A 21,801-nucleotide genomic window follows, 5' to 3' on the forward strand; every position below is an offset into this window, starting at 1 on the left:
ACTCAATCAAATACGACTACAACTTTGATCGCAACGACGTGATCGGCATCCTTAAGAGCGCCGGCGACTATGGCTCTGTTACCGGCACCGAGCGAACTGATCTGCGTCAATTCTGGAATACCTTCAGCGGCACCATGCGTGCTGATATCGCCGGCCTCTCCAAAAAGGTGGTCTTCTCCGATGACAGCAATGCCTGGTACACCGGCTACGACAGCATTCGCAATGAACTCGGCAATCTGGAAGCCGGCACCAGCACCCAAAACCTCAACCTGCTGATCGGCAAACACATGCTCGGCACCGATAGGCCCGAGATTCACCGCAACAGCAGCGGCAACCTGAGCGGGAGCTACACGGAAGCTGGAGGCAATTTATTCATGAACGATGTCAGCTTTGATGATGTTGATCAAGGCAACATGGGCACTTGCTACCTACTCGCCGGCCTCGCCGGTACAGCAAACGACAAGCCGAGCATGATCCGCGACATGTTCACTGACAATGGTGACGGCACCTACAGCGTGCGCTTCTACACCAATGGTCAGGCCGACTACGTCACCGTCGACAACATGATGGCAACCCGGAGCAATGGCGCCTACCTGTATGCCAATGATGGTGGAGACAATGGATCCCAAGATCTTGTGTCTGGAAACAACGAGCTGTGGGTAGCTTTAGCCGAAAAGGCCTATGCACAGCTGAATGAATCTGGGCGACTTGGCCAACAAGAAGCCACCAACTCCTATGCAGGAATCAGTGGCGGCTCCTCAGCACTGGCCACCGAACAGATCACCGGCCTCGAAACGAAGAGCGAAGGGGCTATTCACAACTGGTTCTCCTGGTTTGGGGTTAGCGATGGCGAGCTACAAGAACTTGTCAATGGCAACAACATCGTGACCGTCGGGGGCTTCAACAACAATGCCTCAACCGACGATGATGGCGATGGAGCGATCGACTGGAAAAGCACTAGTTCCACCAACATTGGCCGGGCCGTGCAAAGCCATGCATATTCGATCGTTGGCTACAACGCGACAACGGGGCGCTACGACATTCGCAATCCCTGGGACACCGCCAATCTGAGCCTGACTCACGCTCAACTAAGACAACTCGGTGCCAACATCCGCTACAGCCTGAGCTGAGCCATTCGCAATCAAGACGAAGTCAACACAAGGAGGCAATTGCGCCTCCTTTTCTTTCCTTTCTATCGAGGAGCAAGAGCCTCATGAAATTCACCACACTTGCATTCCTTTCCATCCTCACTATGGCCACCAACTTCTCTACGCAGCAACCTGTCATCGCCTGCCCCAATGGCGAAATTGTCCCTGAATTACTCACGTGGGTCAGCCCAATTCCTATCGCTCAAGCTCATGCGCTTCCCCCTGAAGAACCACCAGCACCAACACCGAGCAGAACAGATCACACCCATGTGCTGCACATGGAACTCCGCTTGCACAACACCACCCGTGATACCCACACCGCTGAAGTGTTGAAAGCCAACTGGAGCCAAAACGGACACACCCATCTGCTCACGTGGCACAAACAACCCGACCTGAGCCCTCTTAACCGGTTCAACACTATTGAGCATCGACCGATTCAGGGCGACACAACACAGCCCCTCACCGTGACCTTGAAGCTCACGATCGATGGCAAAAGCTGCACGCTAAGCAAGGTCACATCCGTGCCAGTGCGCATGGAGTAAGCATCCAGTTCTCAGGATTTAGCCACGAATCGTGGCGTAAAGCACTTTAAACCGAGCCTGCTGCTGCTTGTGATCCACCAGCAGCTCGGGATAACCACGGCGCTCCAAGGCAGCAATCTCACCACTGAGTAGATCCTTGGTGTTCACATGCCTCAACTCCGGCAACCACTGGCGGATGTAATCAGCTTCAGCATCAAACTTGGAGGCCTGGGTGGACGGATTAAAGATGCGCAGGGGCTTTGGATCCATACCGCTACTCGCACTCCACTGCCATCCGCCATTGTTGGCGGCAAGATCGCCATCCACCTCGAGTTCCATGAAGGCGCGCTCACCCCAGCGCCAATCACAAATCAGGTCTTTAACCAGATAAGAGGCCACGATCATGCGGCAGCGGTTGTGCATCCAGCCGCTCTGATTCAACTGACGCATGGCCGCATCAATCATCGGCATGCCGGTCTGACCAGTCTTCCAAGCCTCAAACCAGTCGTTGTTGTTCTGCCAAGGGAAACGAGTCCACTGCTCGCGGTAAGGGCCCTGTTCCAGCTCCGGGAAATGGAACAACGCCTGCTGGTAAAACTCCCGCCAGCCCAGCTCCTGCTCCCACACCATGATCGCCTTGCGCTGCTCATCACTGCGGGCCATCTCTTTCATCTCCTGGGCCGCGCACCAGGCCTGGCGCGGGCTCACCGTGCCCACACTCAGCGCTGCACTGAGAGAGGACGTTCCCTCGACCCCAGGGAAATTGCGATCGGGTTCATAGGCCAGCAACGGTCCGTCCACAAAAGTGGCCAGCTGTTGCGCTGCTGCTGCCTCACCTGGCCGGCAGGGGCAAAGTTCCATCCCGACGAAACCGTGCTCGGCCCGCAACCGCTCCAGCTCACCATGGCCGTAAGCACATAAACGACCCAGCTCACCTTCCCCGCTGGTGAGCGCCTCGAGGGTGTCTGAGTCCAGGTCGCTTAATCCAACGGGGGCTTGAACGGTGCTGGGTTGTCTGCGCTCAACCTGTCCGCGCCAATTGCGCAGAAAAGGGCCATACACCCTGTAGGGGTCACCGCCTCCAGTCTTGATCAGCTCCGGGGCCACCAGCAGCTGATCCCAATCCACCAAAAGCTTGCAGCCATCGGCCTGTAAAGCCTTGGCAACCTGGCGGTCACGAGCACGGGCATAGGGCTCCACATCCCGGCTCCACACCACCGTTGGGGCATCAAGCAGCGACGCCAAACGTGGCAGGAGCTCCACCGGATCTCCTGCAACCACCAACAGCCTGCTGCCGACCGCTCGCCAACGCTGCTTTAGCTCGATCAGGGTTTCAATCAAAAACCACAGCCGAGCCGGAGCCATCGGCGGCAGTTGCTGCGGAGGGGTGATGAGCAATGGATCAAGCACATACACCCCAGTGACCGCAGGCCCCAGTGCAACAGCAGCCTGCAGGCCAGTGTTGTCAGCCAGACGCAGATCGCGACGGTGCCAGAACAAGGTGCGAGGTGATGACATCAACAAAGCAGAAGCAAGAGAGCCCCGATCAACACGATTCCTGCAGGATCAAAAGGCAGGCCACAAGCAGAGGGTGACGCGCGCGATCCTGCTTAGAGCCCCAGCAATTGCTTGGCCCTGAACCAGGCCGTGACGCTCTTGCCATCCAGCCATTCCTCACCAGAGGCCAGTCGTGCATCCAACTCGGCCGGGCTCATCAGCACCACTTCAAGATCCTCATCGTCATCCCCAGCCGGAGGATTCTCAAGAGGACTCAGCTCCCTGGCCAGAAAGCAGTGGATCACCTCATCGGAATAGCCAGGACAGGGCAACATTGGCCCAAGCACGTCCCAGCGAGCAGCGCTGTAACCCGCCTCTTCGCCAAGCTCCCGCTGCATTGACTCCAGCGGATCTTCACCCTCTTCGAGGGTCCCGGCGGGGAACTCCAGCAAACGAGCCTGCACAGCAAAGCGGTACTGACGCAGCAACACCACCTGGCCATCAGCCGTGATCGGCACTGCCAGTGAGGCCCCGGGGTGGCGAATGATCCCGAAGGTGCCCTCAACCCCCATCGGGAGACGGATACGGTTGCACTCGAAGCGAATCTTGCGCGAGTCGAGTGCAGCGATGGTCTCCAACAACTGGGAGGGTTCTGGGGGCGGCAAAGGCGCCATGGGCTCGCGGGGCATTGCTGAGGCCCAGCATGACGGTTGAGCAGCAGGATCGTTAGTGCAACATCGATCCTGCTGCGTTGGTGGGACTTTGCATTGTTGATGGCATCAGCACCCCGTGGCCTTCCCCGTCTGCTGCAGATCAAACTGCTGAAAGACCTTGCACAGGAAGCCGGGTGGCGCCATCTGGTCTTACTGGGCTTGCTCAGCAGCATCAGCAGCCTGCTCGACATTGCCGGCCTCGGATTGGCGGTGACACTGCTGCTGGGATCTGGGTCTGCGGCCGCTGCATCACTACCGCTCGCCATCAGCCTGTCCTTGCCAGCAAGTCTGGCGCTGCTGGTGGGTCTGATCCTCCTGCGCGGTCTGATGCAAGCACGCGTTGCCATCAGCCGAGAACGGTTGCGCTCCGGTTTCACCGATCGCCTGCGCCATCAACTCCTTCACCAGGTGTTCACCGCCTCCTCGTCGCAACTCGACCGACTTGGGCGTGGTGCCCTGCTCGCCCTCTTGATGGGCGACATCAACCGCACCACCCTCAGCCTGGACCAGGCCGTACGCCTGGTCCAGGCCCTTCTGGCCATGGTGATTTACCTCGCCAGCGTGTTGCTCATTGGCCGCAGCGCTGCCTGGCCACTGCTGTTGGCGTTGCTGGCAACAGCAACAGCAGCGCTGCTACAACGCTCGGACAGCTGGGGACTAGGCCGCATCCAGAGCCGCCTCAATGCAGCGCTGCAGCGCACCGTGGGGGACAGCCTGCATGGTCTTAAAGCAGTACGCGCAGCAGCAGCGGAAGCCTGGCTCCTGGAGCGCTTCAGCAAGGAGACCGCACAAGGCCGCTGGCTTCTGAAAGAACGGGTGCGACGTCGAGCCGGCTACAACGCTTGGCGCGACACGCTGGTCGTGGCGATTGCGGGTCTGTGGATGCTCCTCCAAGGAGACGCGCTGACTGCGAAGGTGCTCACCACAACGCTGGTGCTCGCCTATCGAGCCGGCTCCTCCCTCAGCAACGTGGTTCAGGCCAGACGGCTCTGCCTAGGCAATCTGCCCGGATATGAAGCCCTCTGCCAGCGGAGGCAACAGCTGCGACCCATCCCTCGACTGGAAGGCGAAAACACCCTGTCAGACCGTGACCTTGACAGGCTGGGGCTGGCGCCATGGACAGCATTGCGATGGCAAGTGATGCCAACGGCTTCTGCCGCCGTGACCTCTCTCACCCTGAAGCCGAACAGACTGATTGCCATCACTGGGCCCTCTGGCTGCGGCAAGACCAGCCTGCTCGATCAACTCTGCGGATTATTAAGCGAAGAGCACAGCGCCTGGGAGTTGGTCTGCAACACGGAGAGTTGGCACCTCTCCGGCCCAGCCGGTGCCGTGCAAATGCACCAATTGATTGGCTACGCACCGCAACATGCTGTGCTGTTTGAAGCCAGCTTGCGCGACAACTTGCTGCTGGGTGGAGAGCAGTCGCGAACAGTGATCGAAACCTGGCTGCAACGGCTTGGCCTGAGCCATCTACTGCTGCGAGAAGGCGGTCTGGATGCTCCCATGACCCTGGCACAGGATCCCTTCTCCGGCGGTGAGATTCATCGACTCGGCCTCCTACGCGCCTGGCTGCGGGATCGACCAGTGGAGGTGCTCGATGAACCGACTGCATTTCTGGATACCGCTGCTGCAGAGAGCGTGCGTGCGGTCATCCAGGAAAGAACGCAAGGCCGACTGGTTCTGGTGAGCACCCATGATCCACAGCTGATTCAACAAGCCGATCAGGTGATTACGCTCAACCACTCCAAAAGCAGTCCAAGTCACCCATCTGGCTCAGCAGCCATCCTTTGAGCACCGCTGGATTCAAACCGTCCAGTCGACGGATGCCTGCATCGCCGCCAGCAAAGGCTCCATCACGAAGGCACGCAGATGCATCCGAGGGTGGGGCAAGACCAAGCGCGGATGCGCAAGGCGTAGTTCATCCCAGAACAACAAGTCGAGGTCAAGCGTGCGCGGGCCCCAGCGCTGCTCCCGAAAGCGATCCCGCCCGAACTGCCGTTCCAGCGCATGGAGCGACACCAACAGCTCCAGGGCTGCATCCTGGTGCGGCACTCGGTTCAGACCCCGCACGATGACCACCGCATTGAGATACATCGGTTGTTGAAGCGGACCGCCCACTGGTGCCGTTTCGAGCAACGGTGACCAGCGGTAGTGCAAGGCTTCACCGGCCCAATCAGCAAGCAACTGCTCCAAGAGAGGACGCACTGCAAGCAGGGTCTGACGCGGATCCCCGACAGAGCTGGGCAGGTTTGCACCGAGGGCCACTGCCAAGCAACGGGGTTGATCAGCGAGACTGGCGCTCACGCAAGGACCTGGAAACGTTCATGGTGTCAGGAGGGGTGGCAGCAGCGGGTGGTGTGGCCAACAGTGCCGCCCAAGATCAGGCCAGCCGTGCCTTCCCACTGGCGGCGATCACCGGCCACGGCACCCTCAAGCTCGCCCTGCTGCTGGCGGCCGTGGATCCGGCGCTCGGTGGTGTGATCATTGCAGGGGGTCGCGGCACGGGAAAATCCGTACTGGCACGCGGGCTCCATGCCCTTCTGCCGCCGATCGAAGTGCTGGATGTGGAAGGCACAGCTGGCCGCAATCTCGATCCCCTACGGCCTGAGGAATGGGGCGGAGAGGAAGACGCAACCGCTGCCAATCTGCCCACCAAGGTGCTGCCAGCCCCTTTCATCCAGGTGCCGCTGGGCATCACGGAAGACCGACTCGTTGGCGCCGTCGACGTGACGGCCTCCTTGGCCAGCGGCAGTGCCGTGTTCCAGCCTGGCCTGCTGGCGGAAGCCCACAGAGGCGTGCTCTATGTTGATGAGCTCAACCTGCTTGATGACGGCATCGTCAACCTGATGCTGGCGGCCGTCGGCAGCGGCGAAAACCAGGTGGAACGCGAAGGCCTCAGCCTCAGCCACCCCTGCCGACCGCTCCTGATCGCGACCTACAACCCGGAAGAAGGTGCCGTACGCGACCATTTACTCGACCGCTTTGCGATCGCCCTCTCCGCCGACCAGCTGGTGAGCACAGAACAGCGTGTGGAGATCACCGAGGCCGTGCTCTCCCATGGCCAGTGCAGCCGCAGCTTCGCCGACAAGTGGGGGGAGGAAACCGAAGCACTTGCCACCCAGCTGTTGCTGGCGCGCCAATGGCTGCCGGATGTCCAGATCAGCACCGAACAGATTCAGTACCTGGTCACCGAAGCCATCCGCGGCGGCGTTGAGGGGCACCGCTCCGAGCTCTATGCGGTGCGCGTGGCCAAAGCCCATGCCGCTCTGAGCGGCCGAGACCGAGTGGAAGCCGACGACCTGCAAGTGGCCGTGCGCCTGGTGATCGCGCCAAGGGCCCTGCAACTGCCGCCCCAGGACGAGCAAATGGAACCTCCACCTCCGGAAGATCAACCGCCGCCGCCCCAGGGCGAGGAGTCGCCTGAGGACCAAGAGCCGCCGGACGACAACCAGGACGACAGTGAGGACGAACAGGACAACGACGAAGACGACACTCCAGACGACGAGCCCCCACCGTCGATTCCGGAAGAGTTCATGCTTGACCCGGAAGCTGTCGCGATCGATCCCGATCTCCTGCTGTTCTCATCGGCCAAGGCCAAGAGCGGCAATAGCGGCAGCCGATCGGTGGTCTTGAGTGATAGCCGCGGCCGCTACGTCAAACCGATCCTGCCCCGTGGCCCTGTCCGCCGCATCGCCGTCGACGCCACGCTGAGGGCAGCGGCGCCCTATCAAAAAGCACGGCGAGCCCGCCAGCCAGATCGCACGGTGATCGTGGAGGAATCGGATCTGCGCGCCAAGCTGCTGCAGCGTCAATCCGGGGCTCTCGTGATCTTTCTGGTGGATGCCAGTGGCTCGATGGCCCTCAACCGGATGCAAAGCGCAAAGGGAGCTGTGATCCGTTTGCTCACTGAGGCCTACGAGAACCGCGACGAAGTGGCCCTGATCCCTTTCCGCGGCGACCAGGCCGAAGTTCTGCTGCCACCCACCCGCTCCATCACCGCTGCACGCCGACGGCTGGAATCGATGCCCTGCGGCGGCGGCTCCCCCCTGGCCCATGGCCTCACTCAGGCCGCCAGAGTCGGTGCCAACGCCCTGGCAACAAGCGATCTCGGTCAAGTGGTTGTGGTCGCCATCACAGATGGCCGCGGCAACGTCCCCCTCAGCACGTCTCTTGGCCAGCCTGCACTTGAGGGAGACGAGAAACCCGACCTCAAGCAGGAAGTGCTGGATGTTGCCGCCCGCTACCGAATGCTGGGCATCAAGCTTCTGGTGATCGACACCGAGCGAAAATTCATCGGCAGCGGCATGGGCAAAGACCTGGCCGAGGCTGCTGGTGGTAAGTACGTGCAACTGCCGAAGGCCAGCGATCAGGCGATTGCCGCCATTGCCATGGACGCCATCAACACCGTGACTTGAGACCTGAGCCTTTCGGAGCTCTCTCTGGCCCGGAGGCAACAATCAAAATCTCAAGCCAACGACAGGTTGTCGATTCGGAACAACAACACCATCAGCGCTCCGCCAGCACTCAGGGCTTGCTGGTCTCGGCCGGATAGAGCTCCTGAAAAAAAGCACCAAGACCAATCGCCACATCCCGCACCGCCTTGATGAACTTCGGGTCGTCAGTGAGCTGCTCAATGTCCCCGCCAACAGCATCGAAGCGCTGCGTCAACGAACGGGCGTTCGAGACAGTTTGCTTGAGCTCCGAAACAGTTTTGGGGTTATCGAGTGCCGCTGACAAGTTGTTGATATGAGCAGCAGCCTCAACCGCCTCTGCCGTGGCCAGATTGAGGTTGGTGATCGTTGGCGCTGCCCGCTCAAGTTCATCTCCCAACTGACCGAGCACCGTCTTGGCCTCCTTGGCGACAGCATCGAATTCCTTGGAGGAATTCACCAGGCTGGAGACCAACTTCTGGTCTTCGGCTTCTTGGAGGAGACGTTGCATCGAAGCCGTCACCGTGTCGAGACTTGCACCTGCCTCGCCGCGAATCGTCGTGCCTGCACACAGCACCTTGCCCCCTCTGCACTGATCAGATTTCGGACCAGGCGTGGTCGCAGAGAGCAACGCGGCATTACCGCCACTAATCAAATTCACCTGAGCATCACCACCCAACAACGAGCCTGAAGCCACCGTTGCCGTCACGGGGGTAGGAAGACGGAGATCCTCCTGATTGATTTCCAGCACAACCTTGACGGCAGCTGGAGTGACTTTCACTTCCTGCACCACACCGACCACGATGCCGCGATAAGTGACAGGCGAACGCTCGGCCAGACCACCTGCATTGGCGAATTCCGCAGTGACCGTCCAAGTTTCAGCGCCGAGGCTATAGCCGCGAAGCCAAAGCATGGTGCCGGTGAAACCCACCAACGCTCCAACGAGGGAGAATCCGACAATCGCTTCACGGACACTGCGACGCATAGCAATCAGTGATCAGTGGGTTGCATCGGCCCGTGCAGGTTACCGGTCCTGAACTGTTGGACGTAAGGGTTATCGCTTCGGCGGTACTCGTCGATCGATCCATCCCAGCGAAACTGACCGCCATACAGCAGTACGACCCGCTCAGCCGTGCGCTCAATCGTGCTGTGAACATGGCTCACCACAACCGAACAGCCGTTGGCAACAGCAGTGGTCTTCACAATCAGATCCTCAATCCGGGTGCAAGCAACGGGATCGAGACCGGCCGTGGGCTCGTCGTAGAGCATCAGCGGCATGGCCTCCGCATCCCGATCGGGATCATCCACAAGAGCCCGGGCAAAGCTGACACGTTTCTGCATGCCACCGCTGAGCTGACCAGGGAATTGGTCTGCCACATCGTGCAGGCCCACCGCTTCCAGACAGGCCATCACCCGTTCGCGAATCTGACTGGGCTTAAAGCGCCCGAGCCGCATCAATAAAAAGCCGACGTTTTCCTCCACCGTGAGCGAAGCCAAGAGCGCCGGGTTCTGGAACACCAGGCGCACATCCTTGGGATAACGCTGATCGAGGCGCAAATAATCCTGAGGCTCGCCGAACAATCGCAGCTCCCCAGCCGTGGGCAACTGCAGACCAGCCAATAAGCGCAACACAGTTGATTTGCCTGCGCCGGAGGGGCCAACAACCGCAAGCCGCTGTCCAGGCTCCATCCTCAAATCAACCCGATCGAGCACGGGCCGCGCTCCCCACTGCATCGTGAGTTTGCGCATCTCCACCACGGGATGGTGCGCTGAAGGAGTTGAGCTCGCCGTCAGGCTTTGCACGCGAAGAAGAAAACGGTGCTTGAGCCCCATCCTGCATGCTTTTGCAAGGGGGGTGATGGATCCTGGCCACTTCCGTACAGTTCAGGAAGCCCTGCCGATGCCGCCCAGCTGTTGAGCTCGCCTAACCCTTCATCACGGCCCAGGATGAGGCGCAGCAGCCGCACAGACAGGCTGCGTGGGCTGCAATCAGAACGGCAACGCGATCTGATGAACCGGTCGCGCCGGGCCGTGCGCTGGCTACAACCAGGTCTAGTGGTGAAGCGCTGGCTGCTCACCTCCAGTGTTGGGCTGATGCTGGCATTGCTGGGTGCAGCAGTGTGGGCTGACCTGCAGCCGATTTACTGGATGCTGTGGGCCATCCAGGAATCACTGGGCTGGATCACGCGAGTCCTGCCGCGCGAAGTGACGGGTCCCCTTGTCGTGCTTATCGGCATCGGCCTGCTCTTATGGGGCCAGAGCCGCAGCTTCGGGTCAATTCAGCAGGCTCTTGCGCCCGAGAAAGACACGGTGCTGGTGGATGCGCTGCGGGCCAAAAGCCGACTTAACCGCGGCCCGAACATTGTTGCCATTGGTGGCGGCACAGGCCTTTCCACCCTGCTCAGCGGGCTGAAGCGCTACAGCTCGAATATCACGGCCATCGTCACCGTGGCCGATGACGGCGGCAGCAGCGGTGTGCTGCGCAGGGAACTGGGCGTGCAGCCACCCGGCGACATCCGCAACTGTCTTGCCGCCCTATCGACAGAGGAACCACTGCTCACCCGCCTGTTCCAATATCGATTTTCGGCAGGCGGGGGCCTAGAAGGCCACAGCTTCGGGAACCTATTCCTGTCGGCACTCACAGCGATCACCGGCAGCCTGGAAACAGCCATCACCGCGTCCAGTCGCGTTTTGGCCGTCCAAGGTCAAGTCGTGCCAGCGACCAACGTGGATGTGCGCCTCTGGGCCGAACTGGAAAACGGCCAACGCATCGAAGGGGAGTCGGCCATTGGCCATGCACCAAGCCCAATCGTGCGGCTGGGTTGCCTACCGGAACAACCACCGGCCCTACCGCGAGCCCTCGAAGCCATTGCCCATGCGGATCTGATCCTGCTCGGCCCCGGCAGCCTCTACACCTCGCTCCTTCCCAACCTGCTTGTGCCCGAACTGGTGACGGCCATTCAGCGCAGCAGGGCTCCTCGGCTGTACATCTGCAATCTGATGACACAACCAGGCGAAACCGACGGGCTGGATGTGAGCGGCCACCTGCGAGCCATCGAAGCCCAGCTCGCAAGCCTTGGGGTGAGTAAACGCTTGTTCACGGCAGTGCTGGCTCAAGAAGACTTACCCGAATCACCCCTGATTACCCACTACCGATCCCGGGGAGCAGAACCCGTGCTGTGCAATCGCCGGGCACTGCAGACAGAGGGCTATGAGGTGATGGAAGCGCCACTGCAAGGAAGCAGGCCCACGGCCACGCTGCGCCATGACCCCCGCAGCCTGGCGCTTGGAGTGATGCGCTTCTACCGCAAACAAAAGTCCGACAAGCAAGCAGGACAAGGTCAATAAAAACGACCCGGCCCAGAAACAAGCGAGTGAACTAAACCGAAAAAACCTGCAAGAAAAAAAGGGGGCAATGTGAATCACACCTGAAGTCAAAAGAGACCAAAAAGAAAACACCAGCCCCCCCTCAGACCCTGCTAAAATCTTTCGTGCCCTCTAGACAAGAAGGATACAAGAAGAACGAATACAACGACTGGGAGGAGATCAACACCTATCAATCACCCATTTCGTCCTTACCACAATCAATACTTGAATGATGATTTTACCGTAGCTATTTCCATCAACGAGTGCAGAGCATCGACGAGCCGTGAGCGCTCTCCGCCTGCCGGCTCGAAAACATTCTCAACCAAGCAATCAAGTCGAACCCAATCAATAGGCGTCCTGCATTTCGTAAAAGTCAGGCTGCACATAATCCTTGCGCAGAGGCCAGCCCTTCCAATCCTCCGGCATCAATAAGCGCTTGGGATGGGGATGGCCATCAAAACGAATGCCAAACATGTCGAAGGTTTCACGCTCCTGCCAATCCGCGCCACGGAAGAGGCCGTAAAGCGAGGGCAGATGGGGCTCGCCTTCGCGGGAAAGGAACACCTTGAGCCGCACTTCACGCACCTGGTCAACATTGCCCTCCACCACTTCGGCCATCGCCACCAAGTGATAAAAACAGACAAGCCGTTGCCCCGGACCTTCGTCGTAACCGCCCTGGCACTGGAGATAGTCGAATCCATACCCTTTCAAGGCTGCAGCAATCACAGGCAGAAACATCGGTTCAATCCCGATGGTTTCCACACCAACATGATCAGCTGGCAACAGCTCATGCTCGAAGCCTTGTTGCTGCAGCCACAAACTCACAGGGCCACGTTCGCGCGCAGCTGGAAGCTGGCTCTCTTCAGAAGTGCTCGCTGCGGAAGACTTAGGCGTTTCACTCATGGCAATAGCGCTCAGGAGGCAGAAGAGTCAGTCGAAGGCGATTCCGCAGGGGCTGACGCAGGGGTGGAGAATGCTGGCATGGGGAGACCTGCGCCGGGCTGCAAGGCTGCAATTTGGGTTTCAGCTTGAAGGTATGCCCCGGTCACGATCGGCTCAACCGGCTTCATGGCATGTTTCACCGTGCAATAGCGATGCGTTTGCTCCAACTGGCGCCGATCACTGACTGACTCATTCGAAACTTTTTTTCGCAACTTGATCACCGCATCAAAGATCGCTTCCGGCCGAGGCGGGCACCCAGGCAGATACAGATCCACGGGGATCAGCTTGTCAACACCGCGGACCGCCGTCGTGGAGTCGGCGCTGAACATGCCACCGGTAATCGTGCATGCACCCATTGCAATCACATATTTGGGTTCTGGCATTTGCTCATAGAGCCGGACCAGAGCGGGAGCCATCTTCATCGTCACCGTTCCGGCCACGATCAGAAGGTCCGCCTGACGGGGTGAACTGCGAGGCACCAAACCGAACCGGTCAAAGTCAAAACGGGAGCCAATCAGGGCCGCAAATTCGATGAAGCAACAAGCTGTGCCATACAACAAAGGCCAAAGGCTGCTCAGTCGGGCCCAGTTATGCAGGTCATCAAGGCTGGTGAGGATGACGTTCTCACTTAGATCAGACGTGACAGTGGGAGCTGAGTCAGCGGCTCCAGCCACAGGGCCACAGCTGGCAGCCCGCAGATCACGAACAGCTGAGATTGAAGGGGACGTTGATTCAGGCATCAGTCAGCTCCACTCAAGGGCGCCTTTGCGCCAGGCATAGGCCAGCGCCACAAGCAGGATGGCAATAAAAATGAGGGCCTCGATAAAGGCCAACAAACCAAGGCGATGGAATGCCACGGCCCAGGGATACAGGAAGACGGTCTCGACATCGAAGATGACGAAGACCAGCGCAAACATGTAGTAGCGGATGTTGAACTGAATCCAGGCACCACCGATGGGCTCCATGCCCGATTCGTAAGTGATCTCACGCTCACCTTGCTGACTGCGAGGGGCGAGAAGCTTGTTGGTGATCAACGCCAACACTGGCACCGCTGCTGCAATCAGCAGGAAGCCCAGAAAGGCGTCGTAACCCGGCAGCGCAAACATGAATGAGCCCGACCTAAGCGTCAGTCTGGCATTCGCCAGCACCTGACTGCCGCCCCCGATAGAGTCTCATGACCCAGAGAAGCAGCAGTGAGTGACGAGATTTCTGGACCCAAGGCTGCTGCTCCGGCTGAGGCATCCGGCACAGAAGCTGAGGTCGTCAGCACAACGGTGACTGCCACTGAGTCATCGACCACCGAGTCTTCAACCGCCGAAGCATCGACCACCGATCCGCGCACCCATCGCTTTGAGTGCCGCAGCTGTGGCTATGTGTACGACCCCGCCGAAGGGGTAAAAAAGCTTGGAATCGATTCGGGTACAGCCTTTGAAGACCTCGACGCCATTCGTTTCCGCTGTCCGGTGTGCCGCAGCAAGGTGGGCGCCTTCCGAGATATTGGCCCTTCCACGAAGCCCAGCGGATTCGAGGAAAACCTCAACTACGGCCTTGGGGTCAATCGCCTCACACCAGGTCAAAAAAATGTGCTGATCTTCGGCAGCATGGCTCTGGCCTTTGCCTTTTTCCTCTCCCTTTATTCCCTGCGCTGATCGCATCACTGCCATCCAGCCTGCACTCCTGTTGTTCCCCATGAAGCGCCTATTCAAACCCTTGATCCAGCTGCTGCTGGTGGCCTGCCTCGGCCTTGGCCTCGGAGGTTGCGTAGCAACACGTCTGGCAGCGGCGGAGACCAGCCCCTGGCAGGCCATTGCCCTCGACACCCAGTCCAATCCCCTGGATGTGGCGTTCACGGACGCCAACCACGGCTTCCTTGTCGGCAGCAACCGCATGATCCTGGAGACCCAAGACGGGGGTGAGAGCTGGAGCGAACGCAGCCTGGACCTACCTGAAGAAGAGAATTTCAGACTGATCAGCATCGATTTCGACGGTCAGGACGGCTGGCTTGCTGGTCAGCCGGGCCTGCTGATGCACACCAGCGATGGCGGCAGCAACTGGACCCGACTCTTTCTTGACACCAAACTCCCAGGTGAGCCTTATCTGATTACAGCCCTTGGCCGGAATCAGGCTGAACTCGCCACCAACGTTGGGGCTGTTTATCAAACCTCTGACGGAGGCGGCAGTTGGGATGCCGAAGTCAGCGACGCCGCTGGAGCGGTCCGAGATTTGCGCCGCAGTGACGATGGCCGCTACATGAGCGTCAGCAGCCTGGGCAACTTTTACGCCAGCTGGGATCCCGGTCAGTCCGTCTGGCAGGTGCATCAACGGGTGAGCAGCCAACGCCTACAGAGCATCGGGTACCAGCCAGACGGCCACCTTTGGATGCTGGCCCGTGGTGCGCAAATCCGTCTGAATGATGACGCCGACAACTACGAGAGCTGGGGCAAGCCCATCGTGCCAATCACGAATGGATACGGCTATCTCGATCTGACCTGGACCCCAGACGGCGCCATCTGGGCTGCCGGCGGCAACGGCACTCTGCTCGTCAGCAACGACGGTGGGCAGAGCTGGCAAAGGGACCCTGTTGGCGCAAAGCAACCCAGCAACTTCACTCGCTTCGCGATGGTGGACGGGAAAGGGTTCGTGCTTGGCGAGAGAGGCGTTCTGCTGCGCTGGGTGGGCTGATCCAACACCACCCAGCCCACAACTCTGTGTAACCAACAGAGGCAAGAGGCCCCGAGGATCGGACCCAGCCCTTAAGATCATCAAGCTGATACGCCCGAAGCCATGGCTGCCGGCTCCACCGGGGAACGCCCGTTTTTTGAGATCATCACCAGCATCCGTTACTGGGTGATCCACGCTGTGACACTGCCTGCGATTTTCCTCGCCGGCTTCCTGTTCGTGTCCACTGGCCTGGCCTACGACGCCTTTGGCACTCCTCGTCCTGATGCTTATTTTCAGGCGAGCGAGAGCAAAGCACCAGTTGTGAGCCAGCGATACGAAGGCAAGTCCCAACTCGACGTTCGCCTGAAATAAATCATGACGCAGTCCCCTACAACCTCCACACCGCGCAACTACCCGATTTTCACGGTGCGTTGGCTGGCCCTTCACACCCTCGGAGTGCCTACGGTGTTTTTCCTTGGCGCCCTTGCTGCCATGCAGTTTATTCGCCGCTGATCACCTCACAGATCTGAGACACCATGGAGCGCAACAACAATCCGAACAGCCTTCCTGTTGAGCTGAACCGCACCAGCCTGTACCTGGGCCTGTTGTTCATCTTCACCTGCGGGATTCTGTTCTCCAGCTACTTCTTCAACTGAGGAACTGATTCATGAGCGGCAAAAAATCCAATCTTCCTGACGGTCGCATTCCTGATCGTCTCCCTGACGGTCGTCCTGCAGTCGCATGGCGGTCTCGCTGGACCGAAGGAACTCTTCCTCTTTGGCTAGTAGCCACAGCTGGAGGGATGGCTGTTCTTTTCGTCGTCGGCCTCTTTTTCTACGGTTCCTATACCGGAGTCGGTTCCGCCTGAATTCATTACAGCGAAGACTGTCAAACATTTCGCATCCACCCCCCTGTGCTGTTTTAGCCAGGGGTTTTTTGATGGGAGCGTTCTATGCGTATCCGGCATCGCTTAGGACACTCACCGTAGCGACGCACACTCTTAGAGCCGAGCCCTTAAGCCATACATTTAGAAAAGGCATACCAGTGGATTCCATGGTTGATGCGTCGACAGGTTCAATGCAATCTTCAACCTCCGCACCAACCCAGCACCCCAAGCTCCGGCCCAAGCGGCGTGAACTTTTTTGCCCCGCCCATCCGGAGCAGCGCGTCGAAGAAAACGCCAAAAAATACTTTCTGCACCTGGCTGCAGCCTGAGCAACTGCAGCATCGGGGCATGTCAGCCAAGCGAGCTCGCTTAGTGATCAACGCTTATCCAGTGTTTGTACTGAGCGATGAGTGGTTGGAAGAGTTGTTTTGTCTCAAGTGCGGCTGCAGCCATTGGTGCCACATCACTAGGCACGACCGGGTATCCCACAGCGTGCGCTGGTCGCCGCGAGATCTCTGGGAGCATGTAGCCCATGTCGATCCCAATGCCGCCAACCCTACAGTCAGTGAGTAGACACACCGCCACGCTCGCCGTACCCAGATCAAACGGGTCGACGGCAAACGCTTCTTCGTGTGAAGCCCACCGGAATAGAACTCAAACACCGTAGTAGCTGCGATACCAGTCGGCAAAGCGTTGCACCCCCTCTTCAATGGGGGTAGCGGGCTTGAACCCCACCCACTCTTCCAAGGCGGCGGTGTTAGCGGCGGTGGCTACCACGTCACCAGGCTGCATCGGCTGAAAATCCTTCACAGCCTCACGGCCGAGGGCCTGCTCCATCACCTCAATGAAGCGCATTAACGGAGTGGGCTGGCTGTTGCCGATATTGAATACCCGATGGGCAGCCGCAGCGGTGGCGGGATCAGGGGCCAGGGGATCAAAGGCTTGATTAGCCATCGCTGGCTTATCGCAACAGCGCAGGACCCCCTCAACGATGTCGTCGATGTAAGTGAAATCTCGCTGCATCTTGCCATGGTTAAACACCTTAATTGGGTCGCCGGCCAGGATCGCTTTGGCGAACAACATCGGCGCCATATCCGGCCGGCCCCAGGGGCCATACACCGTGAAGAAGCGAAGACCCGTCGCCGGTAGACCGTAGAGATGGCTGTAAGTGTGTGCCATCAGCTCGTTGGCCTTTTTGCTAGCCGCATAGAGACTCACCGGGTGATTCACTGCCTGCCGCTCATCGAACGGCAAGTTGCGATTGCCGCCATACACGGAGCTGCTTGAGGCGTACACCAAGTTCTCCACACTGTGGTGACGACAACCCTCAAGGATGTTTCCGAAGCCCACCAGGTTGCTCTGGATGTAGGCCGCAGGGTTTTCGAGCGAATAACGCACACCAGCTTGGGCCGCCAGATTCACCACCACCCTGGGGCGTTCACTCGCAAAGACACCGAGGAGGGACTCTCCATCTTCCAGAGCCATGCATTCAAAACGCCAGGCCTCAGCTGGAGCCATCGCCTTGATCTGGGCCAGCCTTGCCTGCTTCAGGGCCGGATCGTAATAGGTGTTGAGGTTATCAATGCCAATCACACGATCTCCCCGTTCCAGCAGCCGCTGGCAGAGAGCGGCTCCGATAAAACCGGCTGCACCGGTCACCAGAGTCGGACGGGAGGAAGACAAGGGCATCAGACCAACTGCTGAGAGTAAAAGATCAGGCCTCAGACTCGACACCACCAGCGCCCACGCGCCAGAGATTCAGGCCAGCGGCGGCGACGATTGGGGGATCGACGACTGAGCGAGCATCAAAGATCCAGGCAGGCTGGCGCAGAAGCGGGGCCAGAACGGTCCAATCGAGCTGACGGTACTGCTGCCACTCGGTGAGAATCAGCACCGCATCAGCCCCAGCAATGGTGGCCGCCTCATCGGCCCCTTTCCACCACGTGCCCTCGCCGCTGAGAGCAGCCCGGGACGGGAGGGCAGAAAGGTCTGGAGCTGCGATCGCGGGGAGATGCAGATCGCGGGCAATCTGCTCCGGATCAACCTTGGGATCGTGAATCGATAGCTGAGCCCCCTCCTCAAGCAGATCGCGACAGATACGGATCGCCGGTGCCTCGCGAGTGTCATTCGTATCGGCCTTAAACGCAAAACCAAGCACAGCCAGACGCTTGCCTGTCACCGTTCCGAACAATTTCTGGACGACTAAACGAGAGATGCGATGTTGCTGCCAGGTGTTCAGGGCTACCACGCTCTCCCAGTAATCAGCAACCTCTGGCAAGCCGAAATGACGACAGAGATAGACCAAATTGAGGATGTCTTTCTGAAAGCAGCTGCCACCAAAACCAGGACCTGCCTGAAGGAACTTGGGTCCGATCCTGCTATCTGTACCAATCGCCCGAGAAACTTCGCGCACATCCGCACCGGTGGCCTCACAAAACGCCGCGATCGAATTGATCGAGCTGATGCGTTGGGCTAAAAAGGCGTTGGCGGTGAGCTTAGAGAGCTCACTGCTCCAGAGATTGGTGCGCAGAATCTTCTCTTGGGGAACCCAGTGGGCATACACCGAAGCAAGCGCATCAATGGCTGCTGGTTCTTCTCCACCGATCAGCACCCTGTCAGGGGACTCCAGATCACTGATGGCGGTGCCCTCCGCCAGAAATTCAGGGTTGGACAAGACAGAAAAAGTGCGTGCAGAGTCACCAGAGCCCCGAGCTGCGCTGAGGATCTGTTTGATCGCCTGAGCTGTGCGCACCGGAAGAGTGCTTTTCTCCACCACGATCGTGTGCCCCTGAGACACCTTGGCCACCTGGCGAGCACAAGCCTCCACCCAGCGCAGGTCACTGGCCTGGCCAGCACCTAACCCCTTTGTTTTCGTGGGCGTGTTCACAGAAATGAACACCAAGTCAGCGTTGGCGATCGCCTCATCAACAGCAGTGGAAAAGGTGAGATTGCGACCGCGGGCCCGGCCCACAACCGCGTCGAGGCCGGGCTCATAAACCGGTAACTTGTCTAGGTCGCTGTCGTTCCAGGCAGCGATTCGTTGCTCATTGAGATCGACCACAGTCACATGGATCTGCGGACATCGATCGGCAATTACCGCCATGGTGGGGCCGCCCACATAGCCGGCGCCGATGCAGCAGATGCGGCGGATTAAAGCAGCTGGCATCAAGTGTCAGGGTCTAAGACATGAAGTAAGGAAAGGGTATCGCTAAAAGCCACATAAGGGTTATCACCAAGTGATGGTCGGAAAAATGGACACAACAGAAACTGAAAGAGTCGAAACAAAGTAACGGAGTTTAGCCGAAGAGGACACCGTAAGAGACCGTAAACCATGGAAAGCGAAACCTGGATAGCGAAAGCAGGAATAGCCACAATTTGCATGGAAACCATTGAACTGGCTGAAAGAAAACAGAGAGGGGAAGAAGTCGAGAGGAAGAGAAACAATAAAGCCAGGAAAGATCAATAAAGTAAAAAGCAAATAATCAGTCCATGGCAAAACGAGGAAAAGTATGTATATGATCAAACACCAAATTAGTGAACATCAAAACAGGTAAAGTTCGAATGATCAGAAACTTAACCAGAAAGAGTGAATAAGGTCGTGCTTGAAGCAAAATAGGTGCCAATGCAAGGGAGGATAGGGGAGATATGCAAAACGGAAAAATGGATATAGACGTCCACAAAAGAATGAATGCATGAGGCGGGGAGCCATGCAGGGAGAGAGTTGACGAGATATGACAGAAATAAATGAACAAGTAGCTCGAGAGAGACAGGAGTTGACGACAATGTAAATAAATTCCTGAGCCAAGAGAAAAATCTCGAAAAATGGCGCTAAGAATATTAGAGGATACCTAAAGAGTTAATGACGGAAGGAAGGAAAATAACGCATGACCAAAAAAGAGGAGAGAAGACAAAGCATTCTCGAAAAAATAAAGATAAAACAAAAAATACAAAGAATGAATGAAAAATCATAACGGACAATCCATAAACATAAAAAACAGGCGGCGAAATCAGACCATAGTAACCAAGCGGAATAGCATGAATGGACTTACATAAAGATTTCAGAGCAAAGAAATGGCTACATACATAAGAAGAAGAACTCAACTGGCGCTCCTAGAGTATGAACGGAGCAGGCAGTATAGACAACAAATGAAGCATAAATAAAAAAATGCTCACAAGGGTTAATTGCCTAAAATAAATACGGGATAGATTCTAACAAAAAATTGGAAATGGCAGGAAAATACAACCTGTCAAGTAAGCTCTAGTTTGTTGATCTTAAGACGATAGAGAAGAGCCAATGATGAATCAGAAAGCTAAACAATTTAGAAAAAAATACAATAAGAGAGGGTCAAGAATATAATGTTCGAGGGGAGGTAGATAAAGTTGAGAATATAGAAAAAAAGTAAAGGCGAAATTAGTTACGGGGATTAAGCCAGGTTTCGACCAAGTAGATCACGAAACCAGGAGATAGTAGGAAGCAAGCCTTGATCCAAAGTCACCGATGGTGACCAGCCAAGCTCACGGGTCGCGAGAGAGATATCAGGCTGACGTTGGCGTGGGTCATCATCAGGAAGGGGTAGGTTAATCCAGGGAAGGGAAGGATTGACAAGCAAGCGTACCTTTTCACCAAGCTGTCTGATGGTAAACTCCTCGGGATTACCAATGTTAATTGGTCCAGAATAAGATCCATTCATCAAACGAATCATTCCCTCAATCAAGTCGTCCACAAAACAAAAACTTCGTGATTGAATACCATCACCATAAAGAGTAAGGGGCTCACCCTTTAAGGCCTGAACAATAAAATTACTAACAACACGGCCATCATCTGGCAACATACGAGGACCGTAAGTATTGAAGATTCGAATAATACGAACCTCCAATCCGTGCATCCTTTGGTAATCAAAACATAGAGATTCAGCAATTCGTTTGCCTTCGTCATAACAACTACGAATACCAATTGGATTAACGCAACCCAAATAACTCTCTGGTTGAGGGTGAACTTCAGGATCACCATAAACTTCACTGGTACTGGCCAACAACAAACGTGCTCCTACCCTGCGGGCAAGGCCGAGCATGTTGTAGGTACCAAGAAAACTAGTTTTGGCGGTTTTAACGGGGTTAAACTGATAATGTACAGGTGAAGCTGGGCATGCCAAATGCCAAATCCGATCAACTTCGAGTTTTATAGGGTCTGTAACATCATGGCGGATAATTTCAAAATTTGGATGACCAATCCATTTTAAAATATTGGCCTTACGTCCTGTGAAATAATTATCTAAGCAGATAACTTCTTCTCCATCTTCCATCAATCGGTCGCATAGATGAGATCCAAGAAAACCGGCTCCACCAGTGATGAGATTGCGAGTTATGGAAGAAGGCATTACAAAAAGGGGAAAGAATTGAGTTTACAGGAACTTCACTCTAAAGGCTAAACATGGGATCGCAATAGCCATAATAGTATGTTTATAGTTACAGGATATAGGCACAAACCCTAGCCATATGGAAGAAAATTTAAAGTGAATCACCAAAGACAAAGAATACATTTAAGAAGTACTTGGGGGAACCCAAAGAACAAATGGGAAAAAAATAATACGGATTAGCAGGCGCGAATCAAAAAAATTGGACTGGAGGTTCAAG

Annotated in this window: 24 protein-coding genes; 13 read left to right on the forward strand and 11 right to left on the reverse strand. The window is 57.1% G+C overall.

Translation table 11 applies throughout. The annotated features are described in order from the left end of the window. Together DXY16_RS05505 and DXY16_RS05510 are read left to right on the forward strand one after the other, a co-directional pair. On the forward strand, positions 1–1,130 hold a 1,130-nt coding region (locus DXY16_RS05505; RefSeq protein ID WP_244281565.1), incomplete at its 5' end, for a C2 family cysteine protease. 83 nt (positions 1,131–1,213) lie between these two features. After that, positions 1,214–1,690, forward strand: a complete 477-nt coding sequence (locus DXY16_RS05510) for a hypothetical protein (protein WP_115120256.1) — start codon at positions 1,214–1,216, stop codon at positions 1,688–1,690. 18 nt (positions 1,691–1,708) lie between these two features. Here the strand turns inward: DXY16_RS05510 and DXY16_RS05515 are convergent, their stop codons facing one another. Both DXY16_RS05515 and DXY16_RS05520 read right to left on the reverse strand, forming a co-directional pair. Continuing rightward, positions 1,709–3,187: a deoxyribodipyrimidine photo-lyase gene (locus DXY16_RS05515; protein ID WP_115120257.1), complete on the reverse strand. Its 1,479-nt coding sequence runs from the start codon at positions 3,185–3,187 to the stop codon at positions 1,709–1,711. Between the two features lie 92 nt (positions 3,188–3,279). Then, entirely contained in the window at positions 3,280–3,840 is a 561-nt protein-coding gene (locus DXY16_RS05520; protein WP_115120311.1) for an NUDIX hydrolase, read from the reverse strand. Positions 3,841–3,876: 36 nt separating this feature from the next. On the opposite strand from DXY16_RS05520, the gene DXY16_RS05525 reads away from it, so the two are divergent. Further along, positions 3,877–5,673, forward strand: a complete 1,797-nt coding sequence (locus DXY16_RS05525; RefSeq protein ID WP_244281566.1) for an ATP-binding cassette domain-containing protein — start codon at positions 3,877–3,879, stop codon at positions 5,671–5,673. 12 nt (positions 5,674–5,685) lie between these two features. On the opposite strand, the gene folK is transcribed toward DXY16_RS05525, so the two are convergent. After that, entirely contained in the window at positions 5,686–6,186 is a 501-nt protein-coding gene (gene folK / locus DXY16_RS05530) for a 2-amino-4-hydroxy-6-hydroxymethyldihydropteridine diphosphokinase (RefSeq protein WP_115120258.1), read from the reverse strand. Between the two features lie 20 nt (positions 6,187–6,206). Here folK and bchD point away from each other — a divergent pair, with 20 nt between their 5' ends. Further along, complete coding sequence (gene bchD, locus DXY16_RS05535) at positions 6,207–8,297, forward strand: magnesium chelatase ATPase subunit D (protein WP_115120259.1); 2,091 nt, start codon at positions 6,207–6,209, stop codon at positions 8,295–8,297. A gap of 109 nt (positions 8,298–8,406) precedes the next feature. On the opposite strand, the gene DXY16_RS05540 is transcribed toward bchD, so the two are convergent. After that, the gene (locus tag DXY16_RS05540; RefSeq protein WP_170953858.1) at positions 8,407–9,297 is read right to left on the reverse strand and encodes an MlaD family protein; all 891 of its coding nucleotides are present in this window, start codon (positions 9,295–9,297) and stop codon (positions 8,407–8,409) included. 5 nt (positions 9,298–9,302) lie between these two features. Further along, positions 9,303–10,046: an ABC transporter ATP-binding protein gene (locus DXY16_RS05545; RefSeq protein WP_115120315.1), complete on the reverse strand. Its 744-nt coding sequence runs from the start codon at positions 10,044–10,046 to the stop codon at positions 9,303–9,305. Positions 10,047–10,322: 276 nt separating this feature from the next. Here DXY16_RS05545 and yvcK point away from each other — a divergent pair, with 276 nt between their 5' ends. Further along, the gene (yvcK, locus tag DXY16_RS05550) at positions 10,323–11,660 is read left to right on the forward strand and encodes a gluconeogenesis factor YvcK family protein (RefSeq protein ID WP_244281567.1); all 1,338 of its coding nucleotides are present in this window, start codon (positions 10,323–10,325) and stop codon (positions 11,658–11,660) included. A 363-nt stretch (positions 11,661–12,023) separates the two neighbouring features. Here the strand turns inward: yvcK and DXY16_RS05555 are convergent, their stop codons facing one another. The 3 genes from DXY16_RS05555 to DXY16_RS05565 are packed head-to-tail and all read right to left on the reverse strand — an operon-like array spanning position 12,024 to position 13,726. Next, positions 12,024–12,581: an NAD(P)H-quinone oxidoreductase subunit J gene (locus DXY16_RS05555; RefSeq protein ID WP_115120261.1), complete on the reverse strand. Its 558-nt coding sequence runs from the start codon at positions 12,579–12,581 to the stop codon at positions 12,024–12,026. A gap of 11 nt (positions 12,582–12,592) precedes the next feature. After that, positions 12,593–13,360, reverse strand: a complete 768-nt coding sequence (nuoB, locus tag DXY16_RS05560; protein ID WP_115120262.1) for an NADH-quinone oxidoreductase subunit NuoB — start codon at positions 13,358–13,360, stop codon at positions 12,593–12,595. A 3-nt stretch (positions 13,361–13,363) separates the two neighbouring features. Further along, the gene (locus tag DXY16_RS05565; RefSeq protein ID WP_115018877.1) at positions 13,364–13,726 is read right to left on the reverse strand and encodes an NAD(P)H-quinone oxidoreductase subunit 3; all 363 of its coding nucleotides are present in this window, start codon (positions 13,724–13,726) and stop codon (positions 13,364–13,366) included. A gap of 168 nt (positions 13,727–13,894) precedes the next feature. On the opposite strand from DXY16_RS05565, the gene DXY16_RS05570 reads away from it, so the two are divergent. From DXY16_RS05570 to DXY16_RS15125, 8 genes are all read left to right on the forward strand, one after another. Then, on the forward strand, positions 13,895–14,269 hold the full coding sequence (locus DXY16_RS05570; protein WP_371410873.1) for a rubredoxin: 375 nt from the start codon (positions 13,895–13,897) through the stop codon (positions 14,267–14,269). Between the two features lie 40 nt (positions 14,270–14,309). Beyond that, entirely contained in the window at positions 14,310–15,302 is a 993-nt protein-coding gene (locus DXY16_RS05575; RefSeq protein ID WP_115120264.1) for a photosynthesis system II assembly factor Ycf48, read from the forward strand. A 102-nt stretch (positions 15,303–15,404) separates the two neighbouring features. Further along, complete coding sequence (gene psbE, locus DXY16_RS05580) at positions 15,405–15,653, forward strand: cytochrome b559 subunit alpha (protein ID WP_115018872.1); 249 nt, start codon at positions 15,405–15,407, stop codon at positions 15,651–15,653. A 3-nt stretch (positions 15,654–15,656) separates the two neighbouring features. Next, a complete protein-coding gene (gene psbF / locus DXY16_RS05585; RefSeq protein ID WP_115120265.1) occupies positions 15,657–15,794 on the forward strand; it encodes a cytochrome b559 subunit beta in 138 nt (45 codons plus the stop codon). Positions 15,795–15,817: 23 nt separating this feature from the next. Further along, the gene (locus tag DXY16_RS05590) at positions 15,818–15,937 is read left to right on the forward strand and encodes a photosystem II reaction center protein L (RefSeq protein ID WP_115018870.1); all 120 of its coding nucleotides are present in this window, start codon (positions 15,818–15,820) and stop codon (positions 15,935–15,937) included. An 11-nt stretch (positions 15,938–15,948) separates the two neighbouring features. Further along, positions 15,949–16,149: a photosystem II reaction center protein J gene (locus DXY16_RS05595; protein ID WP_006042408.1), complete on the forward strand. Its 201-nt coding sequence runs from the start codon at positions 15,949–15,951 to the stop codon at positions 16,147–16,149. A 185-nt stretch (positions 16,150–16,334) separates the two neighbouring features. Beyond that, positions 16,335–16,496 (forward strand): hypothetical protein, encoded by a 162-nt coding sequence (locus DXY16_RS15120; RefSeq protein ID WP_244281568.1) that lies wholly within the window; start codon positions 16,335–16,337, stop codon positions 16,494–16,496. A 19-nt stretch (positions 16,497–16,515) separates the two neighbouring features. Beyond that, positions 16,516–16,740: a hypothetical protein gene (locus DXY16_RS15125; protein WP_244281569.1), complete on the forward strand. Its 225-nt coding sequence runs from the start codon at positions 16,516–16,518 to the stop codon at positions 16,738–16,740. 81 nt (positions 16,741–16,821) lie between these two features. Here the strand turns inward: DXY16_RS15125 and DXY16_RS05605 are convergent, their stop codons facing one another. From DXY16_RS05605 to DXY16_RS05615, 3 genes are all read right to left on the reverse strand, one after another. Next, positions 16,822–17,850, reverse strand: coding sequence for an NAD-dependent epimerase (locus DXY16_RS05605; protein ID WP_371410871.1), 1,029 nt, complete (start codon positions 17,848–17,850; stop codon positions 16,822–16,824). A gap of 31 nt (positions 17,851–17,881) precedes the next feature. Further along, a complete protein-coding gene (locus DXY16_RS05610; protein WP_170953860.1) occupies positions 17,882–19,333 on the reverse strand; it encodes a nucleotide sugar dehydrogenase in 1,452 nt (483 codons plus the stop codon). 1,258 nt (positions 19,334–20,591) lie between these two features. Beyond that, positions 20,592–21,545 (reverse strand): UDP-glucuronic acid decarboxylase family protein, encoded by a 954-nt coding sequence (locus tag DXY16_RS05615; protein ID WP_115120267.1) that lies wholly within the window; start codon positions 21,543–21,545, stop codon positions 20,592–20,594. Positions 21,546–21,801: the final 256 nt, after the last annotated feature.

Source organism: Synechococcus sp. UW105, assembly GCF_900473935.1.
GTDB lineage: Bacteria > Cyanobacteriota > Cyanobacteriia > PCC-6307 > Cyanobiaceae > Synechococcus_C.

Bases quoted from the DNA above. Each gene is read 5' to 3' on its own strand.
- DXY16_RS05590 (WP_115018870.1), top strand. From the start codon at position 15,818: ATGGAGCGCAACAACAATCCGAACAGCCTTCCTGTTGAGCTGAACCGC.
- DXY16_RS15120 (WP_244281568.1), top strand. From the start codon at position 16,335: ATGGTTGATGCGTCGACAGGTTCAATGCAATCTTCAACCTCCGCACCA.
- nuoB (WP_115120262.1), bottom strand. From the start codon at position 13,360: ATGCCTGAATCAACGTCCCCTTCAATCTCAGCTGTTCGTGATCTGCGG.
- yvcK (WP_244281567.1), top strand. From the start codon at position 10,323: ATGAACCGGTCGCGCCGGGCCGTGCGCTGGCTACAACCAGGTCTAGTG.
- DXY16_RS05515 (WP_115120257.1), bottom strand. From the start codon at position 3,187: ATGTCATCACCTCGCACCTTGTTCTGGCACCGTCGCGATCTGCGTCTG.
- DXY16_RS15125 (WP_244281569.1), top strand. From the start codon at position 16,516: ATGTCAGCCAAGCGAGCTCGCTTAGTGATCAACGCTTATCCAGTGTTT.
- DXY16_RS05595 (WP_006042408.1), top strand. From the start codon at position 15,949: ATGAGCGGCAAAAAATCCAATCTTCCTGACGGTCGCATTCCTGATCGT.
- DXY16_RS05575 (WP_115120264.1), top strand. From the start codon at position 14,310: ATGAAGCGCCTATTCAAACCCTTGATCCAGCTGCTGCTGGTGGCCTGC.
- psbE (WP_115018872.1), top strand. From the start codon at position 15,405: ATGGCTGCCGGCTCCACCGGGGAACGCCCGTTTTTTGAGATCATCACC.
- psbF (WP_115120265.1), top strand. From the start codon at position 15,657: ATGACGCAGTCCCCTACAACCTCCACACCGCGCAACTACCCGATTTTC.
- DXY16_RS05565 (WP_115018877.1), bottom strand. From the start codon at position 13,726: ATGTTTGCGCTGCCGGGTTACGACGCCTTTCTGGGCTTCCTGCTGATT.
- DXY16_RS05545 (WP_115120315.1), bottom strand. From the start codon at position 10,046: ATGCAGTGGGGAGCGCGGCCCGTGCTCGATCGGGTTGATTTGAGGATG.
- DXY16_RS05520 (WP_115120311.1), bottom strand. From the start codon at position 3,840: ATGGCGCCTTTGCCGCCCCCAGAACCCTCCCAGTTGTTGGAGACCATC.
- DXY16_RS05555 (WP_115120261.1), bottom strand. From the start codon at position 12,581: ATGAGTGAAACGCCTAAGTCTTCCGCAGCGAGCACTTCTGAAGAGAGC.
- DXY16_RS05610 (WP_170953860.1), bottom strand. From the start codon at position 19,333: ATGCCAGCTGCTTTAATCCGCCGCATCTGCTGCATCGGCGCCGGCTAT.
- bchD (WP_115120259.1), top strand. From the start codon at position 6,207: ATGGTGTCAGGAGGGGTGGCAGCAGCGGGTGGTGTGGCCAACAGTGCC.
- DXY16_RS05540 (WP_170953858.1), bottom strand. From the start codon at position 9,297: ATGCGTCGCAGTGTCCGTGAAGCGATTGTCGGATTCTCCCTCGTTGGA.
- DXY16_RS05510 (WP_115120256.1), top strand. From the start codon at position 1,214: ATGAAATTCACCACACTTGCATTCCTTTCCATCCTCACTATGGCCACC.
- DXY16_RS05615 (WP_115120267.1), bottom strand. From the start codon at position 21,545: ATGCCTTCTTCCATAACTCGCAATCTCATCACTGGTGGAGCCGGTTTT.